Genomic DNA, 16,609 nt, shown 5'->3' on the forward strand with positions numbered 1-16,609 from the left:
AGGAGGTAGGTGCGGACATGCAAGCCAGCGTGGATATCGAGAGTATCAGAAAGTTTATCGTCGAGCATATTCCCAAAGCTCGTCAGATGAGCATTCAAGATGATGAGCAACTGTTGGAGAATGGTCTATTGGATTCACTCGGTATCTTGGATGTCGTGACTCATTTGGAGGAAGAGTTTGGGATTTCTATATCCGATGATGAATTGACTCCAGATAACTTTCAGTCAATACGTACCATGTATCAATATGTGCAACAAAAGAAAAGTCATCTAGAGGCATCCGATTGAACGAAGATGGCCAGGCTATTGTCTGGAGAAACATCATCGTGAACATTCTCGAACCGATGATGAGTTTGGTGGAACAGCTGACATGTCAATCTTCAGCTGAGTCTAGTTTCGAAAAAGTTGAAGCGCCTCGGATGCTTTTATCGCGACTTTGCGTGGGAAGGAACTTGTATCCACACTAATCGTTTCGAAAAAGTATTCATCTGCACCGAAGCCTGCCTTATATTGTGCCAAGCCAGAGCGACTGGTTGTGCCGAGACCGAGATTGAAGGCCTTAATTCCCTGAGCACGCAATTCATCGATCACCTCGCTCATCAAATAGTGTGAGGCTCCTATGCTCATTCCATCAGGTGATGATCCTGCACTGTTGAAAAACGCATAATTGTCGAGAAAGACGATGAGCATGGATGACACGACCTTTCCATTCATGGCCGCTTGAGCAATTTTGGCCGGACGTGTCCCACTAAACAATTCGATAAGCCGCTGGCGTTCCGGAAGATGCGCAACATGCTCGCCCCGTGTCTGCCTGCGCGCTCCTGATTCCTGACTGACGAGTAAATGCGACTCTATCGCTTCCGATAATGGCTGTTCGATACGGTACACACCGTTCTTCTTGGCTTTTTTGATGTTTCTGCGATGATTTGATGAGATGGAATTAGGCTTTCTGAGGTCCAAAACATAGACTTTTGCTTTTTGACGATGCGTTCCATTTTCTATATGTGGAATATCAGTCTCCTTTTGTCCTAAAACCTCCAGAATGAGAGAGGTAGCTTTTTCTTGTTTCGCAAAATTAATCAACGCATTCCAAAACGAGTGAGAAAGAGGCAGCTCGGCTGCATGTATGGTTATTCGGAGGTTTATCTTTACAAGACCCACCGTCTTGACCGCATACACCAAAAGGTCTCCTCGGTCCTCGAATTCTAGCTCGTAGATAGCGTTTGCACGTGGTATTTCTGCTTTTTGCAGGAAAGAGATACATAATGGAGAGATGTCTGACGAGGGTGAATCATCACGCACTTCCTCCCACGTCAACTTCGTAGTCGAAACTCGATCTAATTGTGATGCGTGTTCAGTTTTCAAAGCTTATAACTCATGGATAAGGGGGTTGAGAGATAGTCACGCTCTGGCCTTGAAGGCCTGATTTCTTTAACCATACATCAAGCTCTAGCCCCGCGTTGAGGAATCGATACTCCAAGTCGGGGAAGGCGCTATCGCATATCTATTCTTATTCACGTGAACCGATAGAATACATGGTACCCATTCAGGATCAATTGTCAAATATCGTTTCTCATCTCTTGTGCATGGGGAGAGATGTGTTTAGTTTTTTGCATGCCTTCAATCAAGAAAATATGTCTCGATCTCGTGTTGTGTTGTATGGTGTTATGTAGTAATTATTATATAATGCGCATGATACGAATGTGACGCTCCGAGGATTTTACTACAGAATTACCGGAGAATCAGAACCCTGCGTACTGATCATTTCCCATATCATGGTGGTCCTGGGGATCGTTTAATCTAATTTCCTTTCAGATGTTCAGCTAGAGAAATGGGACTTCCAAGAAGTTGTCGAAAGGTGCTCTTGGCTTCTTTCTGACGTGTGGTAATGGGGATATTCCATGTTCATCGTCCAGTCTGAATATTGATAGGAGGCGAATGTTATCGGCTGTCGTGAGAAAGATCCAAGGAGACCGCTACCATAAGCCCGTTGCCTGAACCCTTCCTGTCTAAGGAATGTGCTTATCGGTATAGGACTCACATTCGTTGAAGGGTACTTTCATCGGTATATTCCAGGAGTGGCTCAATTCCGCTCATGTCCTCTACAGCGTAGATCTGATGTCTTGCGGTAGTGTTCGATGGCGTATGGCGGTTCGTTCCTGACGAAGAGGAAGAGGATGATGTGTGACGCCTACTGAGGTTCCTCTGGCTGCATTCCGGGTCATGTTTGTCTTCATGCACGTTTTCTAACCGAAGAGACAGACGAGAACGCTAGCCGCGACGAGACTCCAAAAACTTTTTTTTTCGCTTGACATCTCCCTTGACCATTCTCAGGCACATCGGCATGTCACGCTTTCGCGAAGAGAAGGAATTTCGTGGGTAAAGCATCCTGGGTTGCCTTATGTCTTAGTGTCTTGTTCATCGCCGTTATGCTGCGAGTTTCGCATCTCGGGGATGCGGACTATGGCTTGGATGAAATTTTCCATGTGTATGTGGCGCAAGAATTAATCAACGGCGATCCTCCCATCCTGCCTTCTGGATTCCACTACGAACGGGGGTTGCCTTATTCTTACCTTGTGGCCATCGCCGGGTCTGTTGGCGGTTTCAATGAGACGGCCTTACGCATGCCCAGTGTGCTGTTTGGCGTTCTGGTCATTGCGTTAGTCTACGGGTTTACGGCGAGATGGTATTCGGCGTTCGCAGGTCTGATTGCGGCGTTTATCACGACATTTTCTCCGATTGAAGTGGCGTTGTCTCGAGAAGTCAGAATGTACACGATGCTGCAATTTTTGTTTTTACTTATCGCGTTTCTTTTCTATGAAGGGTTTGAGACAAGCTCTTCGCAACACCATCCTCACCCCGGGCGAGCGCTCCTCAAGACGTGGTTCGTTCCTTATGAGGTACGTCCCATCTTTTTGCTTTGGGCAGGCCTTCTTTTTCTCTTGGCCTGGCGAGTGCATGCCCTGATTCAGCCCGCGATGTCAGGCATCATTGCCTACATGCTTGTGATGGCTGGAATGGCCGTCGTGATGAAAGGCTTGCCGAGGCCGCTACGGCAAAAATACATGGTCTCCGGTCTGGCGGTGCTCCTTGGGGGGATCGTCGGAAGTGTCCTCTTCCCCGAAAAAGTTGCGAAGCTGCTCGCTGAATCTCATTCCATCCCCCTATTCTATGAAGAACGAGCCTATAATTGGAATTATTTTCGATGGGAATTACTGGATGAGTACCCGATCATCTTTGGGACATTAACTTTTTCATTTCTCGTTTGTATCGTCAAGCAGCCGAAGCTTGGATTGTTTCTGGGCGTGGTGTTCGTCGTGCCGTTTCTGCTCCACTCACTGGTGTTTACGTTTAAGACGTATCGCTATATCTTCCATCTTTTGCCACTGATGTATATCGCAGCCGCAGTAGGCATATCTGCCTGTTTGTCCTCTGTATGGTCGGCTGGCTGTCGATTGAACGCCAAAGCGTCTGTTCCGTCGAATCTTTGGACGGTGATTGTCGCAGGGACTCTGGGGGCGGCCATGATGGGGATGTTGATCAATATGCCATGGTTTATGCGGACGGTGAAAGATTACTCCACTGATTTTCAATTGCCGCATTTTGCCGATGTGCAACATCATCACTGGAAAAAGGCCATGGCGTATATCATTCAACATCAAAAAGAAGGGGACGTTATTATTTCGGCCTCTGCGATACACACAAAATATTACGGAGCAAGCCAGCCTCTCTATGCGATGAATGATGTACGGCTACGGTTAAACATGTATAGAAACTTACAGGATGAATATGGAAACCTTATAGATTATGCTTCTGGGGCTGTTGTTTTGAAAGACCTAGAAGATGTGAAACGGGTACTGCGTGAACATCATTCTGGCTGGTTTATGACCTACCTTTGGCGTCGAGAGCGGTTCTGGAATCATCCGGATCGGCTGATTCCTGTAACTGGGACTTTCCCAGATGAAGTGTTTCGTTATTTGGATGGAAACTTGGAGAGAAAAACGATTCCAGGCGTACCCGATATAGCTGTTTGGCGTTGGAGTCGGGAGGAGAAGTAAGTAATCTGGTACAAGAATGAGATAAATCGTCATTACTGCAACCATCAACGTGTATGAGACCTTTACGAATGAGACTGTAATCATGGATGTTTCAATTATTTTGGGGACGAGCAGGCGTCAGGACATTCTTCGCAAGACATTGACAAGTTTTTGCGAATTGGAAGTTGGAGACATTCAGTGGGAGATTTTGCTTGTCGATAACGCTAATGAAGAAAAAACGGCTGCCATCGCCCATGAATTCAGTCAAAAATTACCACTGACATACATGACCGAGACGCAGATTGGGAAAAGTTTTGCATTGAACAAAGCGATTCCCAGTATAAAAGGGGCCATTTGTCTTGTTACCGATGATGACATCATTGCCGATCGAAAATGGCTCATCAACACATGGAAAGGGGTTCAGCGATGGCCAAATCATTTTCTTTTCGGTGGAAAAATTTTGCCAAAGTTTCCACCTGGGGCCGTGCCTGTTGATATTGACCATCGCTTAGTACGAGGGGCCTATACCGTGGCAGATTGGGATAGAGCAGAGGGGGAATATAAGGCGACGTGGATTTATGGACCTAATACAATCGTGCGTTCTGAAATTTTCGACCGGGGCTTTAGATTTAACACGGATATTGGTCCAAATACTCGTGATTACATCATGGGGCAAGATACAGAATTTGTCTTTATGGTAGAACAGGCTGGGTACCCAGCCATATATCTACCCGACTCTGTTGTATATCATCAAATTCGTCCTGAGCAATTGACTTTATCCTGGCTGAATAAGCGGGTGTATAAGTCTGGGCGAAGTTTTGCTTATTTGTCTGGCCTCCCTCAAGTGCCCCAGCTATTTGGCGTACCTCGATATATGTACAAAATACTCATGTCAGCGTACTTTGCGTATCTCCGGTCATGGTTTTCATCTGCAAAGATTCGTAACACGAAGCGATTGGAGTATTACTATCGAAAGGGCATGTTTGAGCAGTATAAGAAAGGCGTTCCAAAAGAAAGGATCCTCACCTACTGAAATCGTGATAGCTGAGACCTGAGATCTCAAATAGAACATACTCAGTGTCAAGGGTTGATATGGCAAGACGGCTTATGAATCTCAGAGAAAAGTCCGATGGAGAAACTATCGGGCGAGTTGGCCGTGGGTGGAGTCGTCTGCATAGAGGAACGTAAGCAATTCGGAGAGCAATCGTCGTCGGTGTGCACGATGGATCATCCAGTGGCAGCATGGGCTTTGTCAAAAGGTAATCAATGATCATGGATTTTCTAGTTCATCACATGTTGCGTAAGAGCGCACGATGTCTTCCAGAAAAAACTGCCGTCGTTTATCGAGGGATGTCGTTGACTTATCAAGAAGTTTTTGACCAGGTGTCAGCGCTGGCGGCAAGTTTCAGGACAATAGGTATCCAGCGTGGCGATCGCATCGGGATCTATCTTGATCCGTCGATAGAGCTCGTAGTGTCTATTTTTGGAGTCTCTCAAGCAAACGCGGTATTCGTCCCCATCAATGGCCTTTTGCTCGGAGATCAAGTCGGACATATTGCTCAAGATTGTGAGATGAGAGGGCTGATTACGACGAGAAAGAGGTTAGCGTCTCTCAAGGAAAGACTTCCGAGGTTAGAGTTTTTTGTCGTCGTTGAGGATGGGTCTGATGGCTCTCACGCTTCGTCGGTTTTTCTGTTCAATGATTTTATCGAGAAGAAAAGTGCGTCGGCACTCCCGGATGGTTGTATCGATAAAGATTTAGCCGCCATTCTGTATACGTCCGGCTCGACGGGAAAACCGAAGGGGGTGATGTTAACTCACTCGAATATCGTCAGTGGCAGTTCGATCGTGTCGGCCTATTTGGAGATTACCGAGCGCGACAAAATATTGGCGGTTCTCCCGTTTAGTTTTGATGCCGGATTGAATCAGCTGATGACGGCCGTTCAGCAAGGCTGTTCCCTTGTGCTTATGACGTTTGTCTTCGCCAAAGAAATCGTGCAGATGTTGGTCAAGGAACACATTACCGGCTTAGCTGGGGTTCCGACCATGTGGAACCTTCTGTCACAATCCAACTCGACAATTCAGAAACATAGCTTTCCGCATTTGCGTTATATTACGAACACTGGTGGGGCCATGCCGCAACATGTTTTAGCTACTTTACGGAAAGCCTTGCCAAAGACGAATGTCTATCTGATGTATGGACTGACCGAAGCGTTTCGATCCACGTATCTTCCGCCTGATGAACTCGACCGGCGACCAACGTCAATGGGAAAAGCCATCCCCAATACAGAAATTTTGGTCGTGAATGAGCACAATCAACTCTCTAAACCCGGAGAAGTCGGGGAATTGGTTCATCGAGGGCCGACGGTTTCTTTAGGATATTGGGGAAACCCTGAGCTGACGGCCAAGGTATTGCGACCCAATCCGTTCTCGCTGGGAAAAGGAGGAAACGAGGAGCTCGTGTGTTACTCAGGGGATCTGGTGAAAATGGACGAAGAGGGATTTCTGTATTTCGTCGGGCGTCGTGATGCTATGATTAAATCAGCTGGATATCGTCTGAGTCGTACCGAAGTTGAGGAAGCCTTGTACGAAAGTGGAATGGTCAAAGAGGCCGCAGTGATCGGTGTGCCGGATGAGATATTAGGACAAGCCGTGACGGCCTTTGTCGTGGGAAAGACTCCGGAAGCAGTGAATGTCAAGGATATCTTAGCGTTTTGCTCGACGAAGCTTCCACGGTACATGGTGCCAAAATCGATTCATCTGCTGGAAGAATTGCCAAAAACCCCAAACGGGAAAATTGATTATACCAATCTTCAGACGTTGAAGGTGACGTTCAATGCCTGACTGCGCGGACTTGATCGCACGACATTTTAGTGCCGACTCTGGAGTCCTGGTATTGGGACAACATGCCCGAGTCGATTCGATTGCTTCGCAATATGGAACACCTTTCTTTGTGTATGACTCATTGGTTCTTGATCAAAAGTTGGCGGTCTTACGAAAGACGTTACCAAAAGAATTTTCCATTAGTTATTCTGTGAAAGCCAATCCGTGCCAAATTATTCTCAAGCATTTTCTCACGGCAGGGTGTGGGTTAGAAATCGCTTCTGGCGGTGAGTACTTTCAGGCCCGAAAGGCCGGCTGTGCTCCGGAACGTATCGTGTTCGCAGGGCCAGGAAAGACCGAGGATGAACTGGAATATGTCTTATCAAATGGAATAGGTGAAATTCACGCGGAATCCACACAAGAGATCGCTCGTATCGCCAAAATCAGTGAACGGCTCCAAAAAAAATCCCATGTTGCCATTCGAGTGAACCCGACTGAAGAGGTATTGGGTGGAGCGATGCGAATGGGTGGCAAGGCCACGCCATTTGGGGTGGATGAGGAACTATTAGATACGATTCTTCCTCTCATTGAAGCGAATCCCTACCTTGAGTTTCAGGGCCTGCATCTTTTTTCTGGAACGCAAATTTTGGATTATGCCGTCTTAGTGGCTCAATACAGGAAAGGAATTTCTATAGCGAGAGAGATCGTGAAAAAGATTAACCGACCGCTCAAGACCATTGATTTTGGTGGAGGTTGGGGTATTCCGTACTTTGGACAAGAGCGCGAATTGGATGTGACAAGGCTGGCGGAGGGTTTGGAAATTCTCATGACTGAAGTTCGTCATGATCAGGCTTTTGCTGGAACCCAGCTTATGGTCGAACCGGGCCGGTTTCTGGTGGGAGAGTCGGGTGTATACGTGACGCGTATCACCGATATTAAAGTGTCGCGAGGGAAAAAGTTTCTTATTGTCGATGGCGGAATGCACCACCATTTAGCGGCTTCAGGGAATTTTGGGCAAGTTATAAAGAAAAACTTCCCGGTCGGTATCGTGAATAAAGTTTCTCAGGAGGCTGAGGAGATCGTAGATATCGTCGGTCCCCTTTGTACCCCATTAGATGTGCTTGCACGGCAAGTGAAGGTTCCACGGGTGACTGTCGGAGACCTGGTTGGTGTCTTCCAATCAGGCGCGTATGGACGAACGTCTAGTCCTCTTCATTTTTTGAGTCATTGCAGTCCACCTGAGATATTGGTGGAACACGCCAAGGCCACGATGGTTCGTGCAAGAGGAACCTATGATGATATGATCCGAGATTGCTGCTGAATAGGTTGAGTGCCGAGATTGTCCAGTGAATCAAGCTGACTGAGCCTGTGGCGGCGTTCAATCGTACGACGTCGCTCTCTCCGAGTATGAAATTTGTCGTTTCACGAGATCCTCGATTAGATTCCAGTTTGTTGTGGCCTTTCTGTTCGCACAATATCCTTCCATCTCCCGTGCGAGGACGACCGGCGACGTATCATTTTTGGGCCAGGAATGCGTTGTTTCATGGTCTGAAGGCCTTGGGGCTCAAGTCAGAGGATGCGGTGTTGGTCCCTGCTTTTCATTGTGAAACTGTCGTCGAAACGATTCTTCACTATGGGTGCAGAGTGGTGTTCTATAATGTGACACGTGAAGGAATCATTGATCTGGAAGATCTGGCAACACGGGTTGATGGACAAACGAAGGCGATTATCGCGATACATTATTTTGGGATTCTTCAACCGTTAAAGCGGCTTCGAGCCTTTTGTCAACAATATCAACTGTTCTTGATCGAAGATTGTGCTCATATCTTGATGGGAGACGTGGAGGGAGACCAGATCGGGAGTGTTGGGGATATCAGTATTTTTAGTTGGCGAAAGTTTTTGCCGATTTATGACGGTGGATTGTTAATCTATAACCATGTGCCGCCTCAATCGAGTCTTCGTTGGACAAACCTGAAATGGTGGTATCAACTGAAAATAGTCAAAAATCTTCTCGAAAAGTGCTTTAATGAGAGATCTGGAACACAGCTCCTGGTCTTCAGTCAGCAAGGCCAGCAGTCCATAGTGCAGAGTTCCAGGCGTGAAGATGTTCTGAGTGATGCCGTATCCTCGCAAACACGTGCCTCGGAGTTTCAGGCTTCTCAACTGAATTGGCCCATGAGTCGATGGTCCCAGATAATCCTTGAAAATGTCGATCTGGAGGAAATTGTTGGGAGACGTAAAAAGAATTCGACTGTTCTTTGCCAGGCTCTCGAGCAATTACCTGAGGTGTATCCCTGGTCTTCGGCAGGAAGGCATGAGGCGTGTGCTTGGGCCTTTCCCGTCGTGACGCCCACACATCAGGATATTCACAGACAACTCAGAGAGAAGGGTATTGAGGCGTTTTCTTGGGGGGGGGTCATTCATCCGAGTCTACCTTTAGAAAAATTTCCTGATGCGAAGTTTCTGTATGAGCATCTGGTGTTGTTGCCTATTCATCAAAGTCTTATCTCTGATGAAATGTCCTTTATGATCGAAGGGCTGAGAGACATCCTGAAACGCTCTCGCGCTCAACCTCAGGAAGTCTTGCAATAGTGTTATCCGTCGAGACATATCTGGATTAACGACGATGAAAAATGTTCTGATGATAGCCTTTCATTACCCTCCATATTCCGGAGGAAGTGGAGTGCATCGAACATTGAAATTCTCTCGGTATCTCTCAAAATACGGGTGGAACCCGATTATTCTCACGGCTCATGCCCGTGCTTATGCCCAAACCGGCTCTCATCAATTGCAGGAGATTCCATCTGATGTTCTTGTCAGACGGGCCTTTGCGCTCGATACGTCCCGGCATTTGTCCTTTAGAGGGTCTTATGTCAAACGATTAGCGTTGCCCGATCGTTGGGTCAGTTGGATGGTAGGAGCCGTACCGCTCGGCCTTCAGCTGATCAGAAAATATAAGCCAGAAGCCATTTGGTCAACCTTCCCCATCGCGACTGCCCACCTTATCGGCTTGGCGCTCAAGAACATGACGCGGCTGCCTTGGGTGGCCGACTTTCGTGACTCGATGACCGAAGACCAGTATCCTCGGGATCGCGTGACGAGAGAGTATTATCTATGGATCGAGCAAAAAACGTTGAGGCAGAGCGCTCGCTCTATTTTTACGGCGCCCTCGACGAAACAGATGTACCTCAAGAGGTATACCTGGTTACATGCCGAGTCGTGTACGGTCATCCCAAATGGTTTTGATGAACAGGATTTTCAACACACCAACATCCGTCATGTTGAGGGGAGTGGGAGCGAGCATCCTCTTCGATTGCTTCACGCTGGGGCCGTCTATCCGGAAGAGAGGAATCCTCGTCCTTTTTTTGAGGCGCTGGCGAGATTAAAAAAAGAAGGTCGTGTGAACTCAAGCCTGTTGCGGGTGGAGTTTCGGGGAGCGGGTTCGGAAGAATTGTATTCCACGATTCTCCAAAAGCTGGGTATCGCGGATATCATTCATCTGCTTCCTTCACTACCCTATCGTGAATCCCTGGACGACTGCGCTTCAGCTGACGCATTACTTCTTTTACAGGGATCATCCTGTAATCATCAGATTCCCGCGAAAGCCTATGAATATCTTCGATTGCAAAAGCCTGTCCTTGCCCTGACCGATCATGCAGGTGATACGGCCGCTGTTCTGAGGGAATGTGGTGGGGCCACGATTCTTGATATGAGCGATTCCGAGGCGCTCTATTCCCGACTGCCTCAGTTTTTCCACCAGATCAGAGAAGGGACGCACCCTGTCCCTCTGATGGAGTCTGTGCAAAAATATTCCCGTGAATCTCAAGCAGAAGCTTTAGCCTCCTGCCTACACAGCTTATAGATGAATGTCTTGAAGACCTACGAAACATCATGAGGGATTTCGCATTAGTTATTCTGGTGGCCGTGTCTGCGGTTGTGGCCCTAAGGAGGCCAACGTATGGCATGCTTCTGTTCGTGGCGTTTGGGATCCTGAGCCCTCAAGGATTCACCTGGAACTTTGGGCGGTCTCTTCCTGTTTCCATGATCATGGCGAGTGCCACTCTGGTTGGGTATCTGGTTTCGCCGGAACCTAAACAATTTCCTCGGCAACGGGAAGTCTGGATGCTTCTCGGTCTTTGGCTCTTATTCATGGTCTCGACGGCTGTTGCCTACGTCCCCCACAGGGGGTGGGCTTCCGACGCGGCGCTGGAAAAACTCATCCATGTGTCGAAGATTTTTGTCATGATCTTCCTATCCATGTCCATCTTGTACACGGCCGAACGAGTGCAATTGCTGATGAAGGCGATTGCGCTGTCCATAGGACTTCTCGCGATGAAAGGCGGGTTCTTTGGCATTATCACGGGAGGAAGTCAGCTCGTGTGGGGGCCGGAGGGTTCATTCCTGTATGCGAACAATGCGATCGGACTTGCGATGGCCATAAATGTTCCCTTGTTGTATTATCTTATCCAAGTGGAGTCGAGTCGGTGGCTTCGCCGGCTCATGTGGGTCATGCTGGTGCTATCCGTTCCAGCTATTATCTGCACATTTTCCCGAGGCGCATGGTTGGGGATGATTGCCGCCATTGGGTTAATTTTGCTGAAAAGTAAATATAAGTTTTTCGTGGGTATCAGCGGTGCTGTCGGTGTGCTGTTTATTATCGCATTTCTTCCGTTTCTGGCATCGTCAGATATCTTGCCGGAACGAGTTCAAACTCGATTAGATCAGCTCATAAACTATGAAGAAGAGGGATCAGCGGTTAGCCGTTTTTGGAACTGGGAAGGGTGTAAACGAGTTGGTTTAGCCAATCCACTGACGGGAGAAGGGTTTGATTATTATAGTCCGCTTATCTACGTCAAGTACTACCCGGAGTTTATTGAGAAGTATGGGCAGGGCAAAGTGTGGTCCTGTCACAGTATGTGGTTAACAGTCTTAGCTGAGCATGGCATTGTGGCTTTTCTCCTCTGGATCTTTCTCCTGCTGTCTTGCTTTCTCAGCTTACGAAAAATCCACCGATTCAGCAAAAAAGTTGACGGGTATCAATGGATGGGCGCGTACGCCTCGATGATAGAAGTGTGTCTCGTTGTTTTTATGATCGTCGGGACTTTTTTAGATGTGGCGTATTTTGACGTCTATTATCAAATTATCGCGGTCGTCATTCTTCTCAAGGAGTCCATGTATCGAGTTGTGAGAACCTGGCATACGGCTCCAGCAGAGGGGAGCCTCAGGCAGCAGGCCCATGCGAAGGCCTCACTGGTTGGGGCGAGATAGGCTGAGCAGGTTGATGAACCACTGGGAATGTCCGAATGCGCTCAATTTCTCTCCTGTCAGTAACCGATAAATTTAGTATGCTATATCTATTCACGATGTGATGACCATGCCTGAGCATGCTGGCGTGAGAATTTGGTGACAAGAAAGGACCCATTAACATCCGTGAATGTCCTAAGGGGCTGACAGGGGATTACTCTCAGATGGTCTATCGTATGGCTTCTTGTTACTTCTTGACATCTATGGGCGTCGAGAACATAGTTCCTCTGAACATTGGATTCCCAGCACATCCTTGCAGGACATGCGAGGTTTTTTAAGATTATTCACGCAGAGTAGAACGTATGAATATGAATCGTACATGCCTTGGGATCTCGGCCTATTACCATGATAGTGCCGCGTGTTTGGTGAAAGATGGTGAGATCGTTGCAGCCGCTCAGGAGGAGCGGTTCACGCGCAAGAAACACGATTCAGGGTTCCCAAGAGAAGCGGTGAAGTTTTGTCTTCAGGAGGGCGGCGTTACGATGAGTGAAGTCAACGAGATTGTCTTTTATGACAAACCGTTGCTCAAATTTGAGCGTTTGCTGGAAACCTACCTGAGCTTTGCCCCGAAAGGTATTTCATCATTTCTTGCAGCCATGCCCGTGTGGCTGAAGGAAAAACTGTTTCTCAAGGACCTGTTACGCAAGGAACTGGTACGAGTAGGGGCCTTGGAGTCGACAAAGGTCGTGCCGCCGATTCTTTTTGGTGAACACCATGAGTCACATGCCGCGGCTGCGTTTTTTCCATCTCCTTATCAGGATGCGGCCGTCTTGTGTATGGATGGAGTCGGTGAATGGGCCACGACGTCGGCATGGGTGGGACGGGGTAATCAATTGACCCCGATGTGGGAAATACCTTTTCCGCATTCATTGGGGTTGCTGTACTCGGCGTTCACTTACTACACCGGATTCAAAGTGAACTCGGGTGAGTATAAAGTCATGGGGTTGGCACCGTATGGCAAGCCAACGTACGTGAAGGCGATTTACGATCACCTGCTCGACGTGAAGTCAGATGGAACGTTTCGATTGAATATGGAGTATTTTGATTATTGTACCGGCCTTAAGATGACGAGTGCGAAGTTTAATGAGGTATTTGGCGGACCGCCACGCCAACCGGAGTCAGAATTAACGCAACGGGAGATGGATCTAGCGCGTTCCGTGCAGGAGGTGACGGAAGAAGTCATGCTGCAGTTAGCCAAGGGGCTTCAGCAGGAAACAGGACTGGACTACCTGTGCTTATCCGGAGGTGTGGCTTTAAATTGTGTCGGAAATGGACGTTTGTTGCGAGAAGGGCCTTTTAAGGGAATCTGGATCCAACCAGCAGCGGGAGACGCGGGCAGTGCTTTAGGGGCCGCGTTGTCCGTGTATTATCAATATCATGGACAGTCAAGGGCGACCAATGGCGGGCAGGACGCGATGCGTGGGAGTTATCTCGGACCAGCATTTACGTCGGATGACATTGAGGCGCGTCTTAAGAATCTAGGTGCCCGATACGAGCGACTGGATGATCAAGCATTGGTTCAACGCGTAGCGCATGAGCTTGCCTCGGAAAAAGTGATTGGCTGGTTTCAAGGCCGAATGGAATTTGGCCCTCGAGCACTGGGAGGACGAAGTATACTAGGAGACCCGCGAAGTGAAAAAATGCAGTCGATCATGAACCTCAAGATCAAGTACCGGGAATCGTTTCGACCCTTTGCTCCATCGGTTCTTCGGGAGCGCGTATCCGATTATTTTGAAATCAACACGGACAGTCCTTATATGTTACTGGTCGCTCCGGTATCGGAGAGTCGCCGTTTACCCCTGACGGATGCGCATAAGAATTTATGGGGCATAGATTTGTTGAATGTTCCAAAGTCAGATATCCCTGCGGTGACGCATGTCGATTATTCGGCACGGGTTCAAACGGTCACTCATCAAACCAATCCACGGTATTACGATTTGCTCAAAGCTTTTGAAGCCGAGACGGGATGTGGGGTGCTGATTAACACATCGTTTAATGTGAGGGGAGAACCCATTGTCGGGTCTCCAGAGGATGCTTTTCGCTGTTTTATGCGTACAGAAATGGATGTCTTGGTTCTTGAAAATTGCGTCTTGCTCAAAGAGGAACAAGTGCCGGTTGAAAAGGATACGAGCTGGATGCAGGAGTTTGAATTAGACTAAGAGGAATCTGACAGATGAGCTTTGATCCGACCAGTATCACTGATAAGCAGCTACGAAATTTTGGGTTTCTCATGACAGGGCTATTTCTGGTTATTGGTCTATGGCCATTGGTTTTCCATGGGGGAAGTCTTCGGGTTTGGAGTGCGGGAGTTGCCGCAGTGTGGGGAGGGCTTGCGGTCGCCTGGCCCCAAGGTCTGACTCCTTTGTTTCGGGGATGGATGTGGTTTGCTGAAAAACTCGGATGGTTTAATACGCGTGTTCTCTTAAGTATTATCTATTATGTGCTGCTGACGCCGCTCTCGTTGTTCATGAGAGTTCTTGGGAAAAAACCACTTCAATGTACGTTTGATCAGCAGGCATCGAGTTACCGCGAAGTCAAGGTCGCCAGAACTCCTGATCATGTCGTGAAGCCATTTTAAGAAGGAGAATCCTATGCAGGAGTTTCTGTCAGAATTATGGGCGTTCATGCGGGAGCGCAAGAAATTTTGGCTCGCGCCCATTCTGATCATGTTATTGCTATTGGGTGGGTTGATCGTGCTGACAGAAGGTTCAGCGGTTGCGCCGTTTATCTACACGTTATTTTAAGTCACACGCTACTGAACCATCGTCTCTGTTGAGAAATGACCAGTTAGTCTGTTGATCGTGGGAAGCGATTTCGATCGTTCCCGAGTCGTTGTATGAACGAACTAGACAAGATATGTATTGTCTAGCTTGTTACCCCACCTAAACGTAGAGAAACCTATTGGTATGGTATGCACTGTCCGCGTTGTAGCCGTGGACTTCGATTTTCTCCCATCGTTGTTTTAACTGTTTCTGGATTTCTGTCGATAATACCCAAGTGTTTTGAGCATCGGTTTCTGACCATGTAGAGCTTCGGGCAAGGTGTTGGCGCGTACCCTGTCCTTTCCTAGTGCTCAGCTTTTGGCAGGAGATGTTGGTGGCATGAATTCTGCTTCTGTAAATGGAGAAGGTCACGGTTGATGCATCGTGATGAATGACGTGATATCAGGGAGCGTTGAGCGTTGACGAAGAAGCGAAAAGAGTGGGTCATGGGGGCGGTGGTTTCTTTGGCCGCGATTCTTTTGTGTCTCGTCCTTGGAGAAGTTGTCCTGAGTTTTGTCCTGCCAGATTGGGGGACATTCCGGTATCAAGCCGATGAGGATATTGGATTTAGGCTTGAGCCCAGTGAAAAAGCGATGGTGAATGAGCATGGATTTCGAGATTATGTCTACTCCAAGCAGAAACCATCCCATGTTTTTCGAATAGTGGGCATTGGAGACTCTCAGACGGCAAGTTGTGGGTTTACTGCAATCCCCAATGCCTACTTGAAAGTGCTGGAGAAGAATCTCGGGTCTCTAGGAAATGCCGAGACGACCTATGAGGTCTTGAATATGGGAGTTCCCAATTATACTCCCTATGAGTATCTTCACATGTTTACCAAGTATGGGGTGCAGTACGATCCCGACCTGGTTCTTGTCGCGTTGTATGTGGGGAACGACATTCAGGCGATCCCTCAAAATAAGGACTATATTGTTTTTGATGGAAAATTAATATCTCGACAGGCCTTGAATCTGGCCGACCATTCTGAGTTCGAAATCCGGGTGTGGAAGTGGTTTCATGAGCGAAAACTCTATCGCATTCTTCAGCGGGCACAGTATGCGAATATTTGGCAGGCACATGATTCCGCAGGGCAAAGAGGATTTAATCGGCTGTCTATCTTTTTGAAGGAGCAAAGTCGAACGCCATCCGACCAGGAAAGCACGCGTGTCGCGTGGGATGACGTACAAACGAACCTTCTTCATATTCGCAAGGCCGTTCATGACATAGGTGCACGTTTACTGGTCGTGATCATTCCCGAGGAGCATCAGATCAATGTCCCACTACGGAAAACGTCGCTCCAACAATTGAAGGCCCAGGCAATCGATTATGATTTTGAGCAATGGAACAGAAAACTCATTGAGTTTGGAGCGGCACACGATATACGCATTCTTGATCTGACTCCTGGGTTGGCGAAGGCTATTGAACATGAAAGGCTCTACTTTAAGAATGACATTCATCTTAACGAACGTGGTCATCAATTGATGGGAGAATTCATTCTGGATTTTCTCGTTGAACAGCATATGTTGGCAACTCAAGGAAAAGCCGCCTAGTGGTCTTACGAGAGAAAAACGTGTGTCTAGTGCCCCATGGCCCATGTGTTCGATAGAAATTCATGGGATAGTGTGATAAGTCTCTTGAATCGTTTTCCTGAAGTCTGGTCCGATCAGGCAACGGAATGTTTCACCGC

The 16,609-nt window shown here is 47.8% G+C and carries 14 protein-coding genes; 13 read left to right on the top strand and 1 reads right to left on the bottom strand.

Features of this window, described 5'->3' with window-relative positions; genetic code table 11:
- Window positions 1-17 precede the first annotated feature (17 nt).
- On the top strand, window positions 18-287 hold the full coding sequence (locus MRJ96_10725) for an acyl carrier protein (protein MDR4501912.1): 270 nt from the start codon (window positions 18-20) through the stop codon (window positions 285-287).
- 102 nt (window positions 288-389) lie between these two features.
- On the opposite strand, the gene MRJ96_10730 is transcribed toward MRJ96_10725, so the two are convergent.
- Window positions 390-1,178: a GNAT family N-acetyltransferase gene (locus tag MRJ96_10730; protein ID MDR4501913.1), complete on the bottom strand. Its 789-nt coding sequence runs from the start codon at window positions 1,176-1,178 to the stop codon at window positions 390-392.
- Window positions 1,179-2,374: 1,196 nt separating this feature from the next.
- Here MRJ96_10730 and MRJ96_10735 point away from each other — a divergent pair.
- The 12 genes from MRJ96_10735 to MRJ96_10790 all read left to right on the top strand — a co-directional run bounded on the left by MRJ96_10735 (window position 2,375) and on the right by MRJ96_10790 (window position 16,472).
- Window positions 2,375-4,057 (top strand): glycosyltransferase family 39 protein, encoded by a 1,683-nt coding sequence (locus MRJ96_10735; GenBank protein ID MDR4501914.1) that lies wholly within the window; start codon window positions 2,375-2,377, stop codon window positions 4,055-4,057.
- A gap of 82 nt (window positions 4,058-4,139) precedes the next feature.
- Window positions 4,140-5,069, top strand: a complete 930-nt coding sequence (locus MRJ96_10740; GenBank protein MDR4501915.1) for a glycosyltransferase family 2 protein — start codon at window positions 4,140-4,142, stop codon at window positions 5,067-5,069.
- 96 nt (window positions 5,070-5,165) lie between these two features.
- Window positions 5,166-5,306 (top strand): hypothetical protein, encoded by a 141-nt coding sequence (locus MRJ96_10745; GenBank protein ID MDR4501916.1) that lies wholly within the window; start codon window positions 5,166-5,168, stop codon window positions 5,304-5,306.
- Window positions 5,307-5,308: 2 nt separating this feature from the next.
- Entirely contained in the window at window positions 5,309-6,880 is a 1,572-nt protein-coding gene (locus MRJ96_10750) for an acyl-CoA ligase (AMP-forming), exosortase A system-associated (protein MDR4501917.1), read from the top strand.
- A complete protein-coding gene (locus tag MRJ96_10755; protein ID MDR4501918.1) occupies window positions 6,873-8,180 on the top strand; it encodes a type III PLP-dependent enzyme in 1,308 nt (435 codons plus the stop codon). The genes MRJ96_10750 and MRJ96_10755 overlap by 8 nt, the downstream gene beginning before the upstream one ends.
- Before the next feature lie 86 nt (window positions 8,181-8,266).
- Window positions 8,267-9,451, top strand: coding sequence for a DegT/DnrJ/EryC1/StrS family aminotransferase (locus MRJ96_10760; protein MDR4501919.1), 1,185 nt, complete (start codon window positions 8,267-8,269; stop codon window positions 9,449-9,451).
- A 34-nt stretch (window positions 9,452-9,485) separates the two neighbouring features.
- Window positions 9,486-10,721, top strand: a complete 1,236-nt coding sequence (locus tag MRJ96_10765; GenBank protein MDR4501920.1) for a glycosyltransferase — start codon at window positions 9,486-9,488, stop codon at window positions 10,719-10,721.
- 29 nt (window positions 10,722-10,750) lie between these two features.
- Window positions 10,751-12,127, top strand: coding sequence for a putative O-glycosylation ligase, exosortase A system-associated (locus MRJ96_10770; GenBank protein MDR4501921.1), 1,377 nt, complete (start codon window positions 10,751-10,753; stop codon window positions 12,125-12,127).
- Window positions 12,128-12,471: 344 nt separating this feature from the next.
- On the top strand, window positions 12,472-14,322 hold the full coding sequence (locus MRJ96_10775) for a carbamoyltransferase (protein MDR4501922.1): 1,851 nt from the start codon (window positions 12,472-12,474) through the stop codon (window positions 14,320-14,322).
- A 14-nt stretch (window positions 14,323-14,336) separates the two neighbouring features.
- Window positions 14,337-14,741 carry an SxtJ family membrane protein gene (locus tag MRJ96_10780; protein ID MDR4501923.1) on the top strand — a complete coding sequence of 135 codons (405 nt, stop codon included), beginning with the start codon at window positions 14,337-14,339 and terminating at the stop codon, window positions 14,739-14,741.
- A gap of 13 nt (window positions 14,742-14,754) precedes the next feature.
- Window positions 14,755-14,907 carry a DUF5989 family protein gene (locus tag MRJ96_10785; protein MDR4501924.1) on the top strand — a complete coding sequence of 51 codons (153 nt, stop codon included), beginning with the start codon at window positions 14,755-14,757 and terminating at the stop codon, window positions 14,905-14,907.
- A 437-nt stretch (window positions 14,908-15,344) separates the two neighbouring features.
- A complete protein-coding gene (locus MRJ96_10790; GenBank protein MDR4501925.1) occupies window positions 15,345-16,472 on the top strand; it encodes an SGNH/GDSL hydrolase family protein in 1,128 nt (375 codons plus the stop codon).
- The last annotated feature ends 137 nt before the right edge of the window (window positions 16,473-16,609 follow it).

This window comes from Nitrospirales bacterium, assembly GCA_031315865.1.
In the GTDB taxonomy this organism is placed as follows: domain Bacteria; phylum Nitrospirota; class Nitrospiria; order Nitrospirales; family UBA8639; genus JAGQKC01.

Coding starts and splice junctions, on each gene's coding strand:
- MRJ96_10745 (MDR4501916.1), top strand. CDS start 5,166: ATGGAGAAACTATCGGGCGAGTTGGCCGTGGGTGGAGTCGTCTGCATA.
- MRJ96_10760 (MDR4501919.1), top strand. CDS start 8,267: ATGAAATTTGTCGTTTCACGAGATCCTCGATTAGATTCCAGTTTGTTG.
- MRJ96_10775 (MDR4501922.1), top strand. CDS start 12,472: ATGAATCGTACATGCCTTGGGATCTCGGCCTATTACCATGATAGTGCC.
- MRJ96_10750 (MDR4501917.1), top strand. CDS start 5,309: ATGGATTTTCTAGTTCATCACATGTTGCGTAAGAGCGCACGATGTCTT.
- MRJ96_10740 (MDR4501915.1), top strand. CDS start 4,140: ATGGATGTTTCAATTATTTTGGGGACGAGCAGGCGTCAGGACATTCTT.
- MRJ96_10765 (MDR4501920.1), top strand. CDS start 9,486: ATGAAAAATGTTCTGATGATAGCCTTTCATTACCCTCCATATTCCGGA.
- MRJ96_10755 (MDR4501918.1), top strand. CDS start 6,873: ATGCCTGACTGCGCGGACTTGATCGCACGACATTTTAGTGCCGACTCT.
- MRJ96_10785 (MDR4501924.1), top strand. CDS start 14,755: ATGCAGGAGTTTCTGTCAGAATTATGGGCGTTCATGCGGGAGCGCAAG.
- MRJ96_10770 (MDR4501921.1), top strand. CDS start 10,751: ATGAGGGATTTCGCATTAGTTATTCTGGTGGCCGTGTCTGCGGTTGTG.
- MRJ96_10780 (MDR4501923.1), top strand. CDS start 14,337: ATGAGCTTTGATCCGACCAGTATCACTGATAAGCAGCTACGAAATTTT.
- MRJ96_10725 (MDR4501912.1), top strand. CDS start 18: ATGCAAGCCAGCGTGGATATCGAGAGTATCAGAAAGTTTATCGTCGAG.